The following is a 20,379-nucleotide window of genomic DNA, read 5'->3' on the forward strand; positions in this document are numbered from 1 at the left end:
TCCGCCGGTACGGGTAACAGACCCGGCCGGACAATGCGGAGGCGGTCTGCGCCGCCAAACGGGAGAATACGATGTCCTCAGTCCATGCGGCGGCTACCGATCCTCGGCAGGTCATATCCGGCCAGTCGATGCGCTGGCGGCAGATTCTGGTGATCGCGATCTGCGTCGTGCTCAACGGGCTCGACGGGTTCGACGTGCTGTCGATCAGCTTCGCTTCGCCGGGCATTGCCAAGGACTGGGGCATCGAACGCGGGGCGCTGGGCATTGTGCTCTCCGCCGAGCTGATGGGCATGGCGGTCGGGTCATTCTTCCTCGGCAATGTTGCTGACAAGATTGGCCGGCGACCGACGGCCATCGGGTGTCTCTTCGTCATGGCGCTCGGCATGTTTGGCGCGGCCCATGTCACTTCGATACAGGAACTGAGCCTGCTGCGGCTAATCACCGGCCTTGGCATCGGCGGTATGTTGGCTTGCACCAATGCGATGGTCGCCGAATTCGCCAACAACCGATGGCGCGCCGCCGCGATCGGCATCATGGCCGCCGGCTATCCGATGGGCGCGATTGCCGGAGGGGCCTTTGCCAGCTCGCTGCTGGTCGATGGCACGTGGCGCGACGTGTTCACCTTCGGCGGCTACATTAGTGCGGCCATGCTGCCGGTGCTTTACTTCCTCGTGCCCGAGACCGTTGGCCACATCGTCCAGCGCAATCCGGACAACGCGCTGGCCCGCGTCAACAGGTCGTTGACGGCGATCGGCCACGCACCAGTTGCCGCGCTGCCCGCCGATTCCGGGCAGGAACGCCCGCGCATCGCGCTCAGCCGCCTGATGCAGCCAGACCTGCGCAGCCGCACGTTGCTATTGCTGCTCGCCTATTTCTTCCACGTGATGACATTCTACTACATCCTCAAGTGGATCCCGAAGATCGTCGTCGACATGGGCTATGCGCCCTCGGCGGCTGGCGGCGTGCTCGTCTGGGCCAATGTCGGCGGGCTGATCGGCTCGCTGCTGCTCAGTCTCCTCACGCTCCGCTTCGGTCTGCGTTACCTGATGATCGGCACTCTGCTGATGTCGACGGTGATGGTGGTCCTGTTTGGGCGCGGACAGGCGGACCTGCAGGGGCTGGCCATCGCAGCTGCGGCTGCCGGGTTTTTCACCAATGCCGGCATGGCCGGTTTCTATCCGCTGATGGCCGCGACGTTCCCGACCGAGGCGCGTGCCGGCGGCACCGGCTTTGTCATCGGGCTAGGCCGCGGCGGCGCGGTTCTGGGGCCAGTTGCGGCAGGTTTCCTGTTCCAGTTCGGCGCCGGACTTCAGGGCGTTTCGATCGCCATGGGACTTGGTTCGCTGCTCGGCGCGCTGGCTATTATCGCCTTGCACCGGGTCAAAAGTCACGCCTGACCCAGCCCTGATACGGCATCGCTTGGGCGGATTCTGGGACGCGGGGGCGGACAGAGGCTGCCCTTGCCGGCTGGGGCAGTGACTTATCGGCTCCGGCTTGGCAAAGCCTGCACTCAAAGCGGTGAATCGAACCGGCGCATGCGCTTGCCTTGGCGGCGCGGCACACCGGTCTGCCTGATGAGGAGCATTACGAATGGCGAATGGCAACCTTGGGATCGAACCCGAAGTCCTGAAGGCGATTTACGGCCAGATGACCCGTATTCGCGCGGTGGACAAGGCGATCCAGGCCGGGCTGTCCGCCGGCAAGTTCATGTTCACCTACTGGCCGATGACGGGTCAGGAATGCATTCCGGCCACCATCTCGCAGCTCACCAGCGAGCGCGATTACATGGTCACCACTTATCGCGGCATCCACGATCAGGTTGCCAAGGGCGTCGACCTGTTCGGCATGTTCGCCGAAGCGCTGGGCCGTCAGGACGGCGTCAACAAGGGTAAGGGCGGCAGCCCGCACATCTCTGACCCGTCGTCGGGCTCGATGGTCACCACGGCCATCGTCGGCGCCGGTGCACCGATTGCCAACGGTCTTGCGATTTCCGCCAAGGAGCGCGGCGAGGACCGCGTGACCATCGTCAACTTCGGTGACGGCGCCACCTCGATCGGCGCGGTGCACGAAGCGATGAACCTGGCCGGCGCATGGAAGCTGCCGGTGATCTTCATGTGCCAGAACAACCAGTGGGGCGAATACACGCCGATCCCTGATTATACGGCGAGCCCCAACTTCTACGGCCGCGCCGAAGCGCTCGGTTTCCGGGGCGTCCAGCTCGATGGCAACGATCCCGCCGCCTTCTACAACGGCATGAAGGACGTGATCGACCATGTCCGCGCCGGCAAGGGGCCAGTGTTTGTCGAGGCGATGACCTATCGCATGGGCCCGCACGCCGGCGTGGGTGACAACTACAATGCCGACAAGGACGTGCTCGCCGCCGCGCGCGAGCGCGCACCGATCGAAAAGACCCGCGCGCTGCTGATCGAAGCGGGGATCTGCTCCGACGATGAACTGACCGCGCTCGAAACCGCGACGGCGGCCGAAGTCGAAGACGCCATCACGCGCGCCATGGCCAGCCCGGTTACCCCGGCGACCGAAACCGTTATCGACGTATTCGCCGATGTCACCTGCGTGCCTCAGCGCGGTGTCTATCCGGAGCGCGCTGACGAAGGCGCCTTGCCGGCCGACACCAAGTCGATGTCGATGGTCGAAGCGATCCGCGACGCACAGCACATCGCCATGACCAAAAACCCCGAGGTCTTCATCCTCGGCGAGGACGTGGGCGATCCGCAGGGCGGCGTATTCGGCACCAACAAGGGTCTGCAGACCGAATTCGGCAAGAACCGCGTCCGTCCGACCCCGATTGCCGAGCAGGCGATCATCGGTGCGGCCATCGGCTCGTCGATTGCCGGCATGAACCCGATTGCCGAGATCATGTTCACCGACTTCTTTGGCGTCTGCATGGATCAGGTCTACAACCACGCCGCCAAGCAGCGCTACATGTCGGGCTCTGCCACCCACGCGCCGATGACCATCCGCGTTCAGGCGGGCGGCGGCATGGGCGGCTTCGGCGCGCAGCATTCGCAGTCGATGGAAGCCTGGCTGCTCCACTCGCCGGGCATCAAGGTGGTCTATCCGTCGAACCCTATCGACGCCAAGGGCCTGCTCGCCTCGTGCATCGCCGACCCCGATCCTTGCGTCATGATCGAATCGATGATGCTGCTGTTCACCCAGAAGGCCGACGTGCCGACCGGCGATTACCGCGTGCCGCTGGGCGTGGCCAAGGTCGTGCGCGAAGGCACAGACATCACGCTGATCTCCTATGGCTGGATGCTGCACCAGGCTTTGGCGGCCGCCGAGGAACTGGCCAAGGAAGGGATCAGCGCCGAGGTTATCGACCTGCGCTCACTGATGCCGATCGATTATCACCGCGTTCTGGCTTCGGTAAAGAAGACCGGCCGCGCGCTGGTGGTCCACGCCGCGGTTGAATTCTGCGGCCTCGGCTCGGAAATCTGCGCCACGATCAACGAGGAACTGTGGGGCCAGCTCAAGGCTCCGGCCAGCCGCCTCGGCGCGGAATATGCCCCGATTGCCTATTCGCAGGCCATCGAATTCAGCCAGGTTCCGGGCGCCGCCGCCATTACGGCTCGCGCCCGCGCCACCGTGAAGTCCTGAAAAAACGCGAAATCCTGATCAAGAAAGAAACGCAATCATGTCGACAGTCCTGACCATTCCCAAGCTCGAAATGTCGATGAGCGAAGGTACCCTCGCCGAATGGATGGTGGAAAGCGGAACCGCCGTCCAGCAGGGCGAGGTGATCTACCTGCTCGAAACCAACAAGGCTGCGCGCGAGATCGAGGCACCGGTTGCCGGCACGCTGATCATCAAGGCCGCCGATGGCGAGACCTACCCTTGCGGGACCGAGATCGGCGAGATCGTCTGATCTACGCTCAAGGCTGAGGCCAAAGTAAAAGGGCCGCCGGTCGTTATGACCGGCGGCCCTTTTCTGTTGTGCCAGGCTCGGCTCAGCCGCGGGTACGTGGCAGGCCGAGATAGCGTTCGGCAACCATTGAGCGGTGCACTTCGCTGGTCCCGCCGTAGATCGTCGTGCCGTGGGCATGGCGGAAGCACTGGTTGACCAGCGCAGCGGCCCCGGTCCGCTTCGACAGCGATAGCGGTGCGGTCAGGTCGAGCAGATCGCGCGAATCCTGCAGGAACTTCTCCGACGACCACATCTTCGCCATCGGACCGAAACCGCCGCTCGGCTTCTTTTCGACGCTGGCCCACTGGGCGCGGTAGGTCATCATTTCAGAGATCCACAGGTGCGCCACGGCCTTGGCCAAACGGCGCCGGGCGTGGGGCTGGTCGATCAGCTTGCCGGCGGGCGTTGCGATTTCAACGCAAAGTTCCTCAGCAGCGTGAATCATGCCCTTCATCACCTTCGAAAAGCCGCCGCCGTGTTCCAGTTCCAGCGCGGCCGACATGGTCTTGGTGCCGCCATCGACCTCGCCCAAGCGCCATGAATCGGGAATGCGCACGCCATCATAGAAGGTGATGTTGGTGCGCTCGTTCATGAAGGTATGGACCGCCTGCACGGTCACGCCCTCGGCCTTCAGGGGCACGATGAACATCGTCAGGCCCTTGTGCTTGGGCACTTCGGTATTGGTGCGGCAGAGCATGAGGACATAGTCCGCCAGGTTCGCGCCCGAGGTCCACATCTTGGTGCCGTCGATGCGCCAGCCGTTGCCGTCTGGCGTCGCCTTGCACTGCGCGGCAAAGACGTCAGAGCCGCAGCTGGGTTCCGAATAGCCGAGGCTGGTGAGGACCTCGCCGTTGATGATTTTCGGCAGAACATCGCGCTTCAGTTCGTCGCTGCCGTACTTGTGGATGATCATCGAGACCATCGCCGCGACATTGGCGCCGGGGGTGTTGTAGCCCTGCTTTTCCAGCTCGCCCATTGCGGCGATCTTCGCGTAGGGCGTGATGTTGCGACCGGAAAGCTCCTCGGGCAGGCCGGGGAACAGCAGCTTGTTGTCGGCCAGCATCTTGTGGACTTCGGGGACATAGCCTTCCCACGAATAGTGGAACTTGGCCCGCATTTCGGGCGTGACCTTTTCCTCGAACAGCTTGGCGATTTCTTCGCAGACCTGCCGGGCCTCATCGCCAAGGTCGAAATCGATAGGCACGTCGCCGGCATCGGGCAGGGCTGCGGTTTCGCCCGCATAGAGCCGGCGCGCGGCTTCATCGAGCAGCAGATCGGTATCGCCGAACACCAGCGGCCATGCCTTGGCGCGCAGGACGAAAAGGTGGACGTCATATTCGGTTGTCAGGCCATAGCCGCCGAAGGTGTGCAGCGCCTGGCTGGCGGCATCGACGCAGTACTTGCTGGCCCAGTGCAGAGCGAGGCTGATGCCGGCGGCGGCTTCGTCCGAGCCGTCATAGATGTCGCGGATCGCTTTCCAGACGAGGAACTTCGCCCCGTCGACTTCGCACAGCCGGTCGGCCAGCGGGTGCGAAATGCCCTGGAACGTGCCGATCAGCTGGCCGAATGCCATGCGCTCATTGGCATAGGCCGAGGCGAGCTTGAGCGCCTCGCGCCCGATGCCGGCAAGCCCGGCGGCGATCAGCAGCTTCCATTCCTCGATCCCGGCAGCAAAGACGGCGAGGGCATCGCTGCCGCTGCCCAGAACGGCGGCATCGAGCGCGCCAAGATCGATCTCGGCGATCGGGGTGGAGGCGAGGTTTTCTTCCGCCTTGCGCGCAGCTTCGGGCACCGACACCAGCACGATATCATTCCCGCGCCGGGCGATCACCGCTTCGGCTACCAGCCCGCCGGGCACCCATTGGCGCGGCATGGCGGCAATGTCGTGGAGCGCAACGGTCACGACGGTCTCGCCGCCAATGGCTCGGCTGAGCACATCGGCCTGAGCGTCGCCGCCAAGCTGCGAAAGCAGGCGCGTCGCCACCAGCGTTTCCGCCAGCGGCCCGGAAACCAGCGTGCGGCCAGCCTCGTCCATCAGAACCGCCGCGTCGAGCAGGCCCATGCCGAGCCCGCCAAATTCCTCAGGAACGCGCATGCCGAAGGCGCCCAGTTCGCCAAGGCCCTGCCAAAGCGCGGGATCGAAGCCCGAGGGGTGGGCAGCGCGGACGCGGATCGTGGAGCTATGTTCGTCGAGGAAGCGCGCAAAGGTGTCGCGCACCATTTCCTGTTCGTCGGTAAGGTCGAAGTTCATTTTCATCCCCGGGAGTGGCCAGATCAGGCCTGTCCCGGGGACGGTATCGGATTGCGCGGCGCCGCGCCAATGGCGCGGGGGCGTTCATCGTCCGCGCGATTGCCCTTTGGTACAGGTTACCTTTGCGCGGCCTTCTTCTCCAGCCGGAAGCGGTGGAGCAGAGGCTCGGTATAGCCGTTCGGCTGGCTGAGCCCTTCGAACACCAGCGCCCGCGCGGCCTTCAGCGCAATGCTGTCACCCTCCAGCTTTTCATAGAGCGGATCGCTGGCGTTTTGCGCATCGACCTTGGCCGCCATCTTGGCGAACGCGGCATCGATCTGATCTTTGGTGCAAACCCCGTGATGCAGCCAGTTCGCCATGTGCTGGCTGGAAATGCGCAGCGTCGCGCGGTCCTCCATCAGGCCGACATCGTGAATATCCGGCACCTTCGAGCAGCCGATGCCCTGATCGATCCAGCGCACGACATAGCCGAGGATACCCTGCGCGTTGTTTTCCAGTTCCTCGCGCACTTCCTCGTCCGCCCAATTGTGACCGAGCGGCGCAGCGGGGATCGTCAGCAGGGCATCGAGCGATGGCGTCGGCTGGCTTGCCTGCTCCTTCTGCACGGCGAAGACATCAAGCTGGTGGTAATGCATCGCATGGAGCGTCGCCGCAGTGGGCGAGGGGACCCAGGCCGTGTTCGCGCCTGCCTTGGGATGGCCGATCTTCTGGACCATCATGTCACGCATCATGTCAGGTGCGGCCCACATGCCCTTGCCGATCTGCGCCTTGCCCGAAAGCCCGCAGCCAAGCCCGATCTGGACGTTGCGCGCTTCATAAGCCGTGATCCATGCGCTCGATTTCATCGCCGCCTTGCGGATCATCGGGCCGGCCTGCATCGCAGTGTGCATCTCGTCGCCAGTGCGGTCGAGGAAGCCGGTGTTGATGAAGACGATACGGTCTTTCACCGCATGAATGCAGGCGGCAAGGTTGGCGCTGGTGCGCCGTTCCTCGTCCATCACGCCGACTTTCACGGTGTGACGGGGAAGGCCGAGCACGTCTTCGACCGCGTCGAACAGGTCATTGGTGAACTTGCATTCGTCCGGCCCGTGCTGCTTCGGTTTGACGATGTAGATGCTGCCCTTGCGGCTGTTGCGATGTGTGCCGAGATGCTTGAGATCGTGCACGCCGCAGAGCGAAGTCACCAGCGCGTCGAGGATGCCTTCGGGGATTTCCGAGCCATCGGCCAGCAGCACCGCCGGGTTGGTCATCAGGTGGCCGACATTGCGGACGAAAAGCAGCGAGCGGCCATGCAGGCTGAACGAAGCGCCGTCCGCCATAGTCCATTCCCGGTCGCCTTCCAGCGTGCGGGTCATGGTCTGTCCGCCCTTCTGGAAGCTGGCGGTCAGGTCACCGCGCATCAGGCCGAGCCAATTGGTATAGCCGAGCACCTTGTCTTCGGCATCGACGGCGGCGACCGAATCTTCAAGGTCGATGATCGCGGTCAGCGCTGCTTCGAGCACGACATCGGCGATGCCCAGCGGGTCGTCCTTGCCGATGGGGTGGTCACGGTCGATCACCAGTTCGATATGCAGACCGTTGTGCGTGAACAGTACCCCGCCGTCCTTGGAGGCGTATTCGTGCGGACAGTCGTCGCCAGTCAACGCCGCTTCCCAGCCGGGAATCGCGGAATCGAGGAAGGCCCGCGCCGCCGCAATTACCGCCGCGCCGCGCACCTTGTCATAGCCGCCGCCCGTCGCCGGGGCGGCATCGAGTGCGTCGGTGCCGTAATAGGCATCATACAGGCTGCCCCAGCGCGCATTAGCAGCGTTGAGCACGAAGCGATCATTGAGCGCAGGAACGACGAGCTGCGGCCCGGCCATGGTTGCCACTTCGGCGTCAACATTCTCGGTGCCGATCGAGAAGGGGGCCGGTTCTGCAACGAGGTAGCCGATCTCTCGCAGGAACGCCTGATAGCCCCCCATGTCGGCAATCGGACCGGGATTGGCGCGGTGCCATTCGTCGATCTGCGCCTGCAGCTCATCGCGCCGCGCGAGCAAGTCGCGGTTTCGCGGCACAAAGCGGTCGGTGATCGCGGCAAGGCCACTCCAGAAAACCTCGGTGCTTACACCCGTGCCGGGGAGCGCCTTGGCCTCGATGAACTGGGCGAGCTCGGCAGCGACCTGCAGGCCGGCGCGGTTCTGGTACGTCATGTGGACCTTCCTCACTAGATTGGCGGAGCGACGGCCATGGCCGCACCCAACTTGAATTGCCGTATCCGGGGAGGAACGGCGCGCCTATGCCTCAATCGTCAGGCGATTTCCAGTGCCTATTCGCCGGTAAAGTTGCCCGGCCGCTTGTTCAGGAAGGCGTCGATCGCCTCGTGGTGATCGGCGGTATGGTGCGACAGAGCCTGGAAGGCAGCGGCCATCTGCTGCAGCGTGTCGAGCTTCACGTCGGCCCCTTCGCGCATCAGCCGCTTTGCAAGTCGCGTGGCGTGGCCGGGATTGGCGGCGATGCGCTGCGCCACTTCGACCGCGCGGGCGCGGAGGTTCGCGGCGGGGACGACTTCGGCGACAAGGCCGTATTCCAGCGCTTTGGCCGCATCGATGGCGTCGCCGGTAAGCGTCATCAGCGCGGCGCGCTGCGGGCCGATCAGGCGCGGCAGAAGCCATGCCCCGCCGCCGCCGGGAATGATGCCGAGCTTGACGTAGCTTTCCGCGACGACCGCTGTATCGGCCATCAGGCGGATGTCGGCCATGCAGGCGATGTCTAGGCCAAGGCCGATCGCGGGGCCGTTGATCGCGGCGATGATCGGCACTTCCAGTTCGGTCAGCGCCGGGCCGACCATCTGGAAGCTGGTGCGATAGGAGTTGCGGATCTGGTAAGGCGAACCGGCGAACATCCCGCCGCGTTCCTGCATATCTTTGACGTTGCCACCGGCGCAGAACGCCTTGCCGGCGCCGGTCAGCACGATGGCGCGGACGGTGCGGTCGCGGGTCATGGCGTGGCTGAAGGCAACGATTTCCTCGGCTTGCTCGGCGCGGGTGATGGTGTTGCGGTCGTCGGGCCGGTTGAACGTGGCGATGACCACGGGTCCATCGCGTTCGACAAGCAGGAAGGGCTCCATCGGATGTTCTTTCGCTGATTCGCTTGAACCTTGGTCGATAGGCCATTGGCAGGCGGCTGCAAGGCGCAGGCGTCCACGGGCTTTGCTTTACAGGCGCCTTGCGCCATGGATGCGCCATGCCTGCACCGCGCCTGCTCGTCACCCGTGCCATGCCCCCGCTTGTCGAGGAGCGGATTCGGGTCATGCCGGTCGATCCGGTCTTCGTGACCGGGCCGGTCTCGGGTGGCGATCTCAAAGCGGCGTTGCGCGATTTCGATCTGCTGCTGCCGACAATCACTGACAAATTCTCCGCCGAAATTTTCGCCTCAGACGCGCGGGTGCAACTGCTCGCGAATTTCGGTGCAGGCGTGGAACATATCGACCTTCCCGCCGCAAAGGCTGCCGGAATCGCCGTGACCAACACGCCCGATGCGCTGACCGATGCGACTGCTGAACTTGCGCTAACCCTGATGCTCATGGCCATGCGCCGCGCTGCCGAAGGCGAGCGAGTGGTGCGAGCGGGCGGATGGAAGGGCTGGGGGCCGACGGCGATGCTGGGGCAGGGGCTTTCGGGCAAGCTGCTCGGGCTGGTCGGTTATGGCCGCATTGCCAAGGCGACAGCGGCGCGGGCGCGGGCCTTTGGTATGCGGATTGGCTGTTTTTCGCGGTCAGCGATCAGCGATCCCGATGTGCAGCAGTTCGCCTCGCTCGAAGACCTGCTGGCCGAGGCGGACGTCGTTTCGCTCCACATTCCGGGCGGTGAGGCGACCCGGCACCTGATCAATGCGGAGCGGCTGGCGCGGATGAAGTCCAGCGCTGTTCTGGTGAACACCGCGCGCGGATCGGTCGTCGATGAAGCCGCACTTGCCGAGGCGCTTACCGTGAAGCGCATTTACGCCGCCGGTCTCGACGTGTTCGAGGCTGAACCCAAGGTCCATCCAGCGCTGCTGACCTGCGAGAACGCCGTCCTGCTGCCGCACCTCGGATCGGCAACAATCGAAACGCGCACCGCGATGGGGATGCAGGCGCTCGACAATATCGATGCCTGGCTGACGGGGCGGGATCTGCCGAACCGGGTAGCCTAAACGGCTATTCCGGCTTGGCGTGCAGCCAGTCAGCGTGGCGCGGGGCCTTCTTCGTCTGGCTCCATTCTTCCAGCATCGGCCGCGCGACCTTTTCCAGCTCGGCATATTGCTCGGCCGTGCCAATATCGGCGGCGAGTTCGATGCGGTGGCCGTTGGGATCGAAGAAGTAGATCGACTGGAAAATGCCGTGCCAGGTCGGGCCGAGCACGTCCACGCCCTGCGCCTCGATATGCATCTTGGCATCAAGCAATGCCTCAAGGCTCGGCACCTTGAAGGCGAGGTGCTGCACCCATGCCGGGGTGTTCGGATCGCTGCCCATCGCCGGCTGGTTGGGCAGTTCGAAAAAGGCCAGCACGTTCCCTTTCCCGGCATCGAGGAAAACGTGCATGTATGGATCGTAAGCACCGGTCGAGGGCACGTGATCCTCAGCAAAGGCGGTGACATATTTCATGCCGAGCACGCGTTCGTACCACTCGACCGTTTCTGCTGCGTCCTTGCAGCGGTAGGCGACGTGGTGGATGCCGCCGAGAGCTACCGGATGCGCGCTCATGATGCCTGCTCCTCGACCTTAAGGGTGCCGCGCCGCAGCTGGTCGGCTTCCATCGACTTGAACAGCGCGGTGAAGTTGCCTTCGCCGAAGCCTTCATCCTTCTTGCGCTGGATGAATTCGAAGAACACCGGGCCGATTGCCGGTTGGCCGAAAATTTGGAGGAGCAAGCGCGGGTCGCCTGCCTCGGTTGATCCATCGACAAGGATACCGCGCGACTGCAGCTGGTCGACCGGCTCGCCGTGGCCGGGGAGGCGTTCGGCCAGCATTTCGTAGTAGGTCGCGGGCGGGGCGGGGACGAACTTGTTGCCGCTCGCCTTCAGGCGGTCCCAGGTATCGTACAGATCGTCGCAGGAGAAGGCGATGTGCTGGATGCCTTCGCCGTTGTAGGCGCGCAGATATTCCTCGATCTGGCCGCCGCCGCCGGCGCCTTCCTCGTTGAGCGGGATGCGGATCAGGCCATCAGGCGCGGTCATCGCCTTGCTGGTGAGGCCGGTATATTCGCCCTTGATGTCGAAGTACCGGATCTCGCGGAAGTTGAAGACGCGCTCGTAGAACGAAGCCCAGTGCGCCATGCGGCCGCCATAGACGTTGTGGGTGAGGTGATCGATCACCTTCAGTCCCGCGCCGACCGGGTGGCGATCGATGCCGGGGAGATAGACGAAGTCGATGTCGTAGATCGACAGGTCGCCGGCTTCCTGCCCCTCGAACCGGTCGATCAGGTAAATGATCGAACCGCCGATGCCGCGGATCGCAGGCAGGCGCAGTTCCATCGGGCCGGTGCGCATTTCGACCGGCTCGGCCCCGCGTTCGAGCGCTCGGGCATAGGCCAGCGCGGCGTCCTTGACCCGCCAGCCCATGCCGCAGGCTGATGCGCCGTGTTCGGCGGCGAACCAGGCTGCCGGGCTGCGCGGTTCGTAATTGGCGATGAGGTTGATCCCGCCCTGCCGCCACAGCTGCACGTCCTTCGAGCGGTGCTGTGCGATCAGGGTGAAGCCCATGCCGGCGAAGACCGGTTCGAGATTGCCCTTCTCGGGCGCGCAAAACTCGACGAATTCGAACCCGGCGAGGCCGATGGGATTTTCGAACAGGTCAGTCATGGCAGTGATCCGATATGGTTTCTGGTGAAACTATATCGGATCGCAGTCGCCAATGTCAAGAAAATCCGCCCTAAAGAGGCTTGCCGGTCGCTGCAGTCAGAAAGGGTTCTGCCGCGGTGCGTAGCAGGCCCGCGCTTTCATCGCCGGGCAGGATATCGCGCAGCAGGTTGGTATCCTTGGCCAGCAGCGGCGCACCCATGGCGAAGGCAGCGGGTGTGGGCAGGCGGGCGAGGACTTCGAAGCCGAAGCTGCGCCCGCTCGAAGCCTTGATCAATTCGGCGAGCGCCTTGCGGTCGATCCCCAGCGCCTCGCCGGCATCAAGTGCTGCCTGACCGAGCCCCATGTTCGCCGCCATCAGCGTGTTATTGACGATCTTGGCGCGCTGGCCGGAACCTGCCGGGCCGAGGTGGACGTTAAGTCCCGCGAAGGTGGCAAAAACCGGGCCGGCCTGAGCAAAAGCCTCGGCGCTGCCGCCGCACATCACGGTCAATGTTCCCGCCGCCGCTCCGCCGCCGCCGCCGCTTACTGGCGCATCGAGGAAGGCAATGCCGCGTTCCGCGCAGCGCGCTTCGAGCGCCATGCAGCTTTCGGGCAGGATCGTCGAATGGATCGCCAGCAAGCTGCCCGGGCGCATCGCGGGGATCAGGGCATCGCAGATCTGCGCAACGCCGGCATCGTCCACCACGCAGACGCCGATATGATCGCAGCTTGCCGCCAGGTCCTCGACCGAACCCGCCACGCTGGCGCCTTGCGCCGCGAACGGTTCAAGCGCTTCGGGTCGCCGTGCCCAGACAGTCAGCGGAAAGCCGCCCGCAAGCATACGCTCCGCCATCGGACCGCCCTGACTGCCGAGGCCGATGAATCCCGTGGTGATGCTCATCCTGCTGTAATCCCTGCGTCAATGTTGATGCATGCCCCGTGGAAACCGCGCCCGGCGTCGGAAGCGAGGAGGGCGATCATGTCGGCCACGTCATCCACTTCCACCACGCCGCGCAGGCCAGAGAAGCGCTTGATTAGATCGAAGTCGCAGCCTTCGGGCGGCACGAAGTTGGCGGCGATGTTGGTGACCATGCCGCCCGGAGCGACGGCGTTGATGCGGATCGGTTTTTTGGAATATTCCATCGCCATGGCCTTGGTCATGCCGACCACACCCCACTTGCTGGCGCAATAGGCGGCGGCATAGGCCTCGCCGATGAAGGCCGCGGAACTAGCGACATTGACGATCGCGCCGTTCACTTCGAGCAGGTGCGGGATTGCCGCTGCTGACAGGTGGAACACTGCGTTGAGGTTGACCGCAATGGTCCGCTCGAACTGGTCGACCGGCATCTCCGGCGTGTTGGCAAGGTAGATCAGCCCCGCGACATTGCACAGCGCGTCCAGCCGGCCAAAGCGGGTGTGAGCCGCCTCGACAGCGGCGCGGCAGGCGGCAGAGTCCGATAGATCGACCGGACTGATTTCCACCTGGACGCCAGACAGCATCGATGCCGTTTCGAACAGACCCGCCGCATTGACGTCTACCAGGAACAGGTTCGCGCCCGCGTTTGCCAGCCGAATGGCGGTCGCCCGGCCCAGTCCCGACGCCGCGCCGGTTACCAGCGCGGCTTTACCTGTCATGTCGATATCGGCCATCAGTTTACCCGTTCCATCCCAGTCCCATTTCGAAATTGCGCGTCATGGCAAAGACCGCGCCCTGGATCACCGATGCCTTGGGCCAGCCGGCGTGGATGCCGTAAGCGAGGACGAATTCCTGCATCTCTGCCGGCTTGCAATTGCCGCTCGCCATGGCGGCGTAGATGTGGCTCTTGATCGGGGTTTCGGCGCAGCTTTCGCAGACGCCCACCAATGTCAGCCAGCGACGCGAGCGTTCATCAAGCGCGCGGCGGTTCCACATTTCGCCGAAGACGAAGTTGCGGATCGCCTCAAGATAGGGCGTCTCGCCGCCGCCGCCGGCGAAGGTCATGACCTTCATGAATTCATTGCCGCCAAAGTCACCGCGCGCGCGCTGGTCCCACGGTTCGCCGCGGATCGGGGCGCAGGGCTCGTCAACCAGCTTGAGCGCCTTGACCGCCTTCGTAATCGCGGCATCGACATGCCCGCCGCGCGACCAGCCGCCATAGACAGACAGGTGCAGCGCGGCTTCGCGCATTTCGACAACCGACAGGATCTTCGATTTAAGCGCGCCGTGGACATAGCCGTAAAGATGGCCATCCTCACCGCTGCTCAGCGCCGCGCCGGCAATGGCGACCAGATACCGCGCGCGCCGGTCCAGCCCTTCGCGCGACCACACTTCGGCAAAGATGAAATCGCGCCAGGACTGGTCATAGGGCGTGACCGCCTTGGCTGGTTTGAGCCCTGTAACCTCGTGGTGCAGCGCTTCTCCGCGCGCGGAACGCTCAGCCGGATCGAGCAGGTTGGAACCCTGGTACATTATGATTTCCCCCGAAGGTAATTGCGACGGGGATAGCGTGACGGCGAATGGTGAAGCAAAGGCAAACAGACGCGCCGCCGCGATGTAAATCTGTGCCTAGATTTGCCTAGTATTTCTCGCCCAGCTTCGAATGATCCCAACTGATCAGGCGGAACGGGGTCAGCCGCAGGACCACCCGCTTGGCATAGGAGGCGCGGATCTGTTCCTGCGCCTCTTCGGTGTGCTGGCGCGGATTGGCGCTGCGGATATATTGCATGGCCGCGCGCATCGGCTCGAAATCGCGGATGATCTCCACGTTGCATTGGGCCATCACCGACTTGATTTCGTGATAGGCCGTGCCGGTTTCGACCGTGATCGTCGCGCGCGGATCGCGCTCGCAGTTCACCACCTTCTGCGCCTTGGCGAAGGAGGAGATGACAATGCGCCCTTCCGGATCGACGCCGTAATAGAGCGTGACCATGTGCGGAATCCCGTCCTTGCCGATCGTGCCCAGCACGGTCTTGCACTCGGAGCGCAGGAATTCGATCGCTTCCGCGTCGCTCATCCGGATGAGGTCGCGGCGGCTGGGCATCAGATGGCTGCGGGAGAGGGTTTGAGCAACACGGTGCGGGTCATCGACAGCGCCGTCTCGCCGCGTTGGTTGGTCAGCGTGTGCTGGAATACGACGATCCCTTGCCCCGGGCGCGACTTGCTCTCGCGCTTCTCGAGCACTTCGGTGTGGCAAGTGAGGGTGTCGCCAATGAAGGTCGGCTTGGGCGTCACCACCTTGTCGAACCCCAGATTGGCGACCAGCGTGCCGACCGTGGTGTCGGCGATGGAGAGGCCGACGGCGAGGCTGAAGGTGAAGGTCGAATTGACTAGGATCTGGCCGAATTCGCTGGCCTTCGCATATTCGGCATCAAGATGCAGCGGCTGCATGTTGTGCGTCATGGCGCTGAACATCAGGTTGTCAGTCTCGGTGACCGTGCGGCTGGGCTGGTGAGTGATCTTGTCGCCCAGCTGCCATTGATCGAAGTAACGTCCGGGCATCTTATTCCTCCACCGCTTCGATACGCGCCAGCAGGGCTTCAACCTGCACCTGCGCTCCGGCCACGGCCTTCAGTTCCGCCACCGTGCCATCGAACGGCGCGGTGAGGCTGTGTTCCATCTTCATCGCCTCAAGCGTGAGCAGCTTCTGCCCCTTTGTGACCGTCTGGCCTTCGGTGACGTCCACCGCGATGATCTTGCCAGGCATGGGGGAGAGGATATCGCCGTCATGCGCGCCGTGGTGGCCAGAGCCATCGACGCGCCACGGCAGCATCTGCCAGACCTTGCCGTTTTCCGCGATGAGGACCGAGCTTTCACCGCCCCCTTCCGTCTCGCCATCCAGTTCGACGTCGATCGGCTCTCCCTCAAGCAGGAATGACGCAACCCGGCGCGGCGCGGCATTCAGCCGCAGGCCGGGCGCAAAACTGACGGGTGTCAGCGACATTGCGGCTTCGAGCAGCATTTCATCTGATGGTTCCGGGTCTGCGGCCATAGCTTCCCCATCGCGGCCAATCAGACCAGTGTCGACTTTGCCTGAGGCAAAGTCCTCATGGTCCAGCGCGTTGATCAGGAAGGCGGCGTTGGTCTTGACCGGCCAGACAGCGCTGTCGTGCAGCATGTCGGACAACCGATCCATCGCCTCGTCGCGGGTCTCGCCATGGGCGATCAGCTTAGCAATCATCGGATCGTAGAACGGGGTGACCTCACCGCCCTCATAGACGCCGGTATCGATGCGTCCGCCTTCGACCTCGCCCAGTTCAAACAGTTCGAGCGTGCCGATGGAGGGCAGGAACCCCTTCGCCGGGTCCTCGGCATAAAGCCGCGCTTCCATTGCCCAGCCGTTGATGCTGAGTTCGTCCTGCCGCAGCGGGATCGGCTCGCCGCTGGCGACGCGGAGCTGCCATTCGACGAGGTCGACGCCAGTGATTTCCTCGGTCACTGGGTGTTCCACCTGCAGGCGCGTGTTCATTTCCATGAACCACACCCGGTCAGCGCGCAGTCCTTCGGAGTCATCGGCGATGAATTCAATCGTGCCCGCGCCTTCGTAGTCCACGGCCTTGGCGGCGCGCACGGCGGCGGCGCAGACGGCTTCGCGGGTGGCCGCGTCCATGCCGGGGGCAGGGGCCTCCTCGATCACCTTTTGGTGGCGGCGCTGGAGCGAGCAGTCGCGCTCGAACAGGTGGACGACATTGCCGTGGCTGTCGCCGAACACCTGAACTTCGATGTGCCGGGGGGAGAGAATGTATTTCTCGATCAGAACATGGGCATTGCCGAAGGAATTCGCAGCCTCACGCTGGCACGAGGTGAGGGCATCGGCGAAGTCTTCCGCCGCCTCGACCAGCCGCATGCCCTTGCCGCCGCCGCCAGCGACCGCCTTGATCAGCACCGGATAGCCGATTTTTCCGGCTTCCTGTGCGAGGTGCGCCGGGTCCTGATCGTCGCCGAGATAGCCCGGAGTGCAGGGGACTCCGGCGGCAATCATGAGCTTCTTGGCCGCGTCCTTCAGGCCCATCGCGGTGATGCTTGCAGGCTTGGGACCGACCCAGACAAGGCCGGCGTCCATCACAGCCTGCGCGAACTCGGCGTTTTCGGAGAGGAAGCCATATCCGGGATGGATGGCCTCTGCCCCGGTCGCCTTGGCAGCGGCAATGATCTTCTCGCCGACAAGGTAGGATTCGCGCGCCGCCGCGGGGCCGATATGCACCGCCTCGTCCGCCGAACGAACGTGGAGCGCCTTGGCATCAGCATCGGAATAAACCGCGATGGTGCGGATACCCATGGCCCGCGCAGTGCGGATCACGCGGCAGGCAATTTCGCCGCGATTGGCGATGAGGAGGGATTTGATCATGGTCATTACATCCTGAACACGCCGAACGCGGGGCGTTCTGGAACGGGAGCTTCAAGCGCGGCGGCAAGCGCCAGCCCTAACACGTCGCGGGTCTGTGCGGGGTCGATCACCCCATCGTCCCACAGACGGGCCGTGGCGTAATAGGGATTGCCTTCATCCTCGTACTTCTGGCGGACGGGTGCCTTGAAGGCCTCGGCCTCTTCGGGCGTCCACTTGGCGGCGTCGCGGTGGACCGTCGCCAGTACAGAGGCCGCCTGCTCCCCGCCCATCACGCTGATGCGGGCATTGGGCCAGGTGAACAGGAAGCGCGGTTGATAGGCGCGGCCGCACATGCCGTAGTTGCCGGCGCCAAAGCTGCCGCCGATCAGCACGGTGAGCTTGGGCACGTTCGCCGTGGCGACTGCTGTCACCAGCTTGGCGCCATGCTTGGCGATGCCTTCAGCCTCATACTTGCCGCCGACCATGAAGCCCGAGATGTTCTGCAGGAACAGCAGCGGAATGCCGCGCTGGCAGGCGAGTTCGATGAAGTGCGCGCCTTTTTGCGCACTCTCGGAGAACAGGATGCCGTTGTTGGCAAGGATCGCCACCGGCATGCCCCAGATATGGGCAAAGCCGCAGACCAGCGTGGTGCCGTAGAGCGCCTTGAATTCGTGGAATTCGCTGCCGTCGACAATGCGGGCGATGACTTCCTTGACGTCATAGGGTTCGCGAACGTCCTGCGGGACGATAGAGTACAGCTCCTCCGCGTCGTACTTCGGGGGGCGCGGTTCCTTCAGCGGCACATTGTGCCGGTGCACGCCGCCAAGGTGGCTGACGATGTCGCGCACGATGGTCAGCGCGTGTTCGTCATTCTCGGCCAGGTGGTCGGTCACGCCCGACTTGCGGCTGTGCAGGTCGCCGCCGCCAAGGTCTTCGGCGGAGATCACTTCGCCGGTTGCCGCCTGAACAAGCGGCGGACCGGCGAGGAAGATCGTGCCCTGTTCGCGCACAATGATGCTCTCGTCGCTCATCGCCGGGACATAGGCGCCGCCGGCGGTGCATGAACCCATTACGCTGGCGATCTGCGGGATGCCGAGCGCGCTCATGTTCGCCTGATTGTAGAAGAAGCGGCCGAAGTGGTCGCGGTCAGGGAAGACCTCAGCCTGGTTGGGCAGGTTCGCGCCGCCGCTATCGACCAGGTAGATGCAGGGCAGGCGGTTCTCCTGAGCGATTTCCTGCGCGCGCAGGTGCTTCTTGACTGTCAGCGGGAAATAGGTGCCACCTTTGACCGTCGCGTCATTGGCGAAAATCATGCACTGGCGGCCGGATATGCGGCCAACGCCGGTGATGATGCCTGCACCGGGAACCTCGTCGCCGTACATGCCGTTCGCCGCCAACTGGCCCACTTCAAGGAACGGCGCGCCGGGATCGAGCAGGCGCTCGACACGGTCACGCGGGAGCAGCTTGCCCCGGCCAACGTGGCGGTCGCGGCTGCGCTCGTCACCGCCGAGTGCGGCCTTGGCTACTCTCTCTCGCAGTTCAGCCACGAGCGCGCGGTTATGCGCGGCGCGGTCTTGCGCTTGTGGAGAAGACATATCGATTGAAGTCTGGAGTACGGGGGCGCTCATTTGGCGTCCTTTTTCTTGCGGATCAGATATTGGTACACGCCGATGCAGTTGATGATCAGCATGAGGATGTTCTGCACGCCGATCCCTGCGCTATCGCGGTTGAGGAAGCCCCAGGCGATCAGGGCGATCGACGATGTGACGAAGAGAACAAATGCCCAGCCAGTCTGCTTGCGACCAAGGTCGAGAGAGACAACGGCAGCGGCAATAACGCTGGCCGCCGCGCCGTACCACTGCAAAATGGTGGTGACGGTGTCCATCAGGCGCCGATCAGTTCGCGGCCGATCAGCATCCGGCGGATTTCGTTGGTGCCCGCGCCGATATCGAGCAGCTTGGCATCGCGCAGGTATCGTTCCACCGGCCAGTCCTTCGTGTAACCTGCGCCGCCCAATGCCTGAACCGCCTCGCCCGCGACACGGAAAGCCGACTCGCTGGCCAGCAAGATCGCTCCGGCGGCATCGAAGCGGGTGGTCTGCCCAAGGTCGCAGGCCTTGGCCACGGCATAGACATAGGCCCGTGCTGATTGCAGCGACACGTACATGTCCGCGACCTTGGCCTGCATCAGCTGGAAGGTGCCGATGGCCTGGCCGAACTGCTTGCGTTCACGCACGAAGGGAATGACTGTATCGAGGCAGGCCTGCATGATGCCGAGCTGCAAGCCGGCGAGTACGACGCGTTCGTAATCGAGCCCTGACATAAGCACGCCAACGCCGCCGTTGAGCGGTCCCATGACGCGGTCTTCGGGGACGAAGCAATCGTCGAACACCAGCTCTGCCGTGGGCGAGCCGCGCATGCCCATCTTGTCGATCTTCTGCCCGATAGAGAACCCGGCGTCCTCCTTTTCGATCAGGAAAGCGGTGATCCCGCGGGATCCCTCGCCGGTCTTGGCATAGACCACCAGCGTATCGGCATAGGTGCCGTTGGTGATCCAGAACTTGGTGCCGTTAAGCCGGAAGCCACCTTCGACAGCCTCTGCCTTGAGCTTCATCGAGACGACGTCCGAACCTGCGCCAGCTTCTGACATGGCGAGGCTGCCGACGTGCTCGCCGGAGATGAGGCCCGGCAGGTACTTCGCCTTCTGCTCAGGCGTGCCCCAGCGGCGGATCTGGTTAACGCAGAGGTTCGAATGTGCGCCGTACGAGAGCCCGACCGAAGCCGATGCGCGGCTGACTTCCTCGACCGCGATTACGTGTTCGAGATAGCCGAGTCCGAGGCCGCCGGATTCTTCCTCCACGGTAATGCCATGCAGGCCGAGTTCGCCCATCGCCGGCCAAAGTTCGCGGGGAAACCAGTCGTCGGCATCGACCTTGGCGGCCAGCGGGGCGATCTGTTCGTCGGCGAAGCGGGCGGTGGCTTCGCGGATCATGTCGGCAGAATCGCCAAGGCCGAAATCGAAGTGGGGGGTAGCGCGCATGGGAAAATCCTCTCAGGCGGCAGGCTAGCACCGAGCAACCACAGAGCAAAATTGATTGATGG

General features: G+C 63.9%; 18 protein-coding genes. 4 read left to right on the forward strand and 14 right to left on the reverse strand.

Annotation, left to right across the window (positions count from 1 at the left end; translation table 11 throughout):
* Positions 1–71 precede the first annotated feature (71 nt).
* The 3 genes from WG900_RS02945 to WG900_RS02955 all read left to right on the forward strand — a co-directional run bounded on the left by WG900_RS02945 (position 72) and on the right by WG900_RS02955 (position 3,886).
* Positions 72–1,397: an MFS transporter gene (locus tag WG900_RS02945; protein ID WP_417596759.1), complete on the forward strand. Its 1,326-nt coding sequence runs from the start codon at positions 72–74 to the stop codon at positions 1,395–1,397.
* A 193-nt stretch (positions 1,398–1,590) separates the two neighbouring features.
* The gene (locus WG900_RS02950; protein ID WP_339964545.1) at positions 1,591–3,618 is read left to right on the forward strand and encodes an alpha-ketoacid dehydrogenase subunit alpha/beta; all 2,028 of its coding nucleotides are present in this window, start codon (positions 1,591–1,593) and stop codon (positions 3,616–3,618) included.
* A 37-nt stretch (positions 3,619–3,655) separates the two neighbouring features.
* Positions 3,656–3,886, forward strand: a complete 231-nt coding sequence (locus WG900_RS02955) for a lipoyl domain-containing protein (protein ID WP_310532980.1) — start codon at positions 3,656–3,658, stop codon at positions 3,884–3,886.
* A gap of 82 nt (positions 3,887–3,968) precedes the next feature.
* Here WG900_RS02955 and WG900_RS02960 read toward each other — a convergent pair whose 3' ends face one another.
* The 3 genes from WG900_RS02960 to WG900_RS02970 form a co-directional block, all read right to left on the reverse strand.
* On the reverse strand, positions 3,969–6,176 hold the full coding sequence (locus tag WG900_RS02960) for an acyl-CoA dehydrogenase family protein (protein ID WP_339964547.1): 2,208 nt from the start codon (positions 6,174–6,176) through the stop codon (positions 3,969–3,971).
* Between the two features lie 116 nt (positions 6,177–6,292).
* Positions 6,293–8,368 (reverse strand): malate synthase G, encoded by a 2,076-nt coding sequence (locus tag WG900_RS02965; protein WP_339964548.1) that lies wholly within the window; start codon positions 8,366–8,368, stop codon positions 6,293–6,295.
* A 116-nt stretch (positions 8,369–8,484) separates the two neighbouring features.
* Complete coding sequence (locus WG900_RS02970) at positions 8,485–9,285, reverse strand: crotonase/enoyl-CoA hydratase family protein (protein ID WP_339964549.1); 801 nt, start codon at positions 9,283–9,285, stop codon at positions 8,485–8,487.
* A gap of 116 nt (positions 9,286–9,401) precedes the next feature.
* Between WG900_RS02970 and WG900_RS02975 the strand changes: the two genes are divergently transcribed.
* Positions 9,402–10,349, forward strand: coding sequence for a 2-hydroxyacid dehydrogenase (locus WG900_RS02975; RefSeq protein WP_339964550.1), 948 nt, complete (start codon positions 9,402–9,404; stop codon positions 10,347–10,349).
* Between the two features lie 4 nt (positions 10,350–10,353).
* Here WG900_RS02975 and WG900_RS02980 read toward each other — a convergent pair whose 3' ends face one another.
* The 11 genes from WG900_RS02980 to WG900_RS03030 form a co-directional block, all read right to left on the reverse strand.
* Positions 10,354–10,899: a VOC family protein gene (locus WG900_RS02980; RefSeq protein ID WP_339964551.1), complete on the reverse strand. Its 546-nt coding sequence runs from the start codon at positions 10,897–10,899 to the stop codon at positions 10,354–10,356.
* The gene (gene hppD / locus WG900_RS02985) at positions 10,896–11,996 is read right to left on the reverse strand and encodes a 4-hydroxyphenylpyruvate dioxygenase (RefSeq protein ID WP_339964552.1); all 1,101 of its coding nucleotides are present in this window, start codon (positions 11,994–11,996) and stop codon (positions 10,896–10,898) included. The genes WG900_RS02980 and hppD overlap by 4 nt, the downstream gene beginning before the upstream one ends.
* A 70-nt stretch (positions 11,997–12,066) precedes the next feature.
* Positions 12,067–12,876, reverse strand: coding sequence for an NAD(P)-dependent oxidoreductase (locus tag WG900_RS02990; RefSeq protein ID WP_339964553.1), 810 nt, complete (start codon positions 12,874–12,876; stop codon positions 12,067–12,069).
* Positions 12,873–13,625 carry an SDR family NAD(P)-dependent oxidoreductase gene (locus WG900_RS02995; RefSeq protein ID WP_339964554.1) on the reverse strand — a complete coding sequence of 251 codons (753 nt, stop codon included), beginning with the start codon at positions 13,623–13,625 and terminating at the stop codon, positions 12,873–12,875. Before WG900_RS02995 ends, WG900_RS02990 begins: the two co-directional genes overlap by 4 nt.
* Positions 13,626–13,629: 4 nt before the next feature.
* The gene (locus WG900_RS03000; protein WP_339964555.1) at positions 13,630–14,424 is read right to left on the reverse strand and encodes a carboxymuconolactone decarboxylase family protein; all 795 of its coding nucleotides are present in this window, start codon (positions 14,422–14,424) and stop codon (positions 13,630–13,632) included.
* 106 nt (positions 14,425–14,530) lie between these two features.
* Entirely contained in the window at positions 14,531–14,995 is a 465-nt protein-coding gene (locus WG900_RS03005) for a pyridoxamine 5'-phosphate oxidase family protein (protein WP_339964556.1), read from the reverse strand.
* Complete coding sequence (locus tag WG900_RS03010) at positions 14,995–15,453, reverse strand: MaoC family dehydratase (protein WP_339964558.1); 459 nt, start codon at positions 15,451–15,453, stop codon at positions 14,995–14,997. The genes WG900_RS03005 and WG900_RS03010 overlap by 1 nt, the downstream gene beginning before the upstream one ends.
* A gap of 1 nt (position 15,454) precedes the next feature.
* Positions 15,455–17,299: an acetyl/propionyl/methylcrotonyl-CoA carboxylase subunit alpha gene (locus WG900_RS03015; protein WP_339964560.1), complete on the reverse strand. Its 1,845-nt coding sequence runs from the start codon at positions 17,297–17,299 to the stop codon at positions 15,455–15,457.
* Positions 17,300–17,304: 5 nt separating this feature from the next.
* Entirely contained in the window at positions 17,305–18,906 is a 1,602-nt protein-coding gene (locus tag WG900_RS03020) for a carboxyl transferase domain-containing protein (protein ID WP_339964563.1), read from the reverse strand.
* Positions 18,903–19,163 carry a hypothetical protein gene (locus WG900_RS03025; RefSeq protein ID WP_417596765.1) on the reverse strand — a complete coding sequence of 87 codons (261 nt, stop codon included), beginning with the start codon at positions 19,161–19,163 and terminating at the stop codon, positions 18,903–18,905. The genes WG900_RS03020 and WG900_RS03025 overlap by 4 nt, the downstream gene beginning before the upstream one ends.
* The gene (locus tag WG900_RS03030; protein ID WP_339964565.1) at positions 19,163–20,317 is read right to left on the reverse strand and encodes an acyl-CoA dehydrogenase family protein; all 1,155 of its coding nucleotides are present in this window, start codon (positions 20,315–20,317) and stop codon (positions 19,163–19,165) included. The genes WG900_RS03025 and WG900_RS03030 overlap by 1 nt, the downstream gene beginning before the upstream one ends.
* Positions 20,318–20,379 lie beyond the last annotated feature (62 nt).

Origin of the sequence: Novosphingobium aquae, assembly GCF_037572715.1 — a bacterium.
Classification (GTDB): domain Bacteria; phylum Pseudomonadota; class Alphaproteobacteria; order Sphingomonadales; family Sphingomonadaceae; genus Novosphingobium; species Novosphingobium aquae.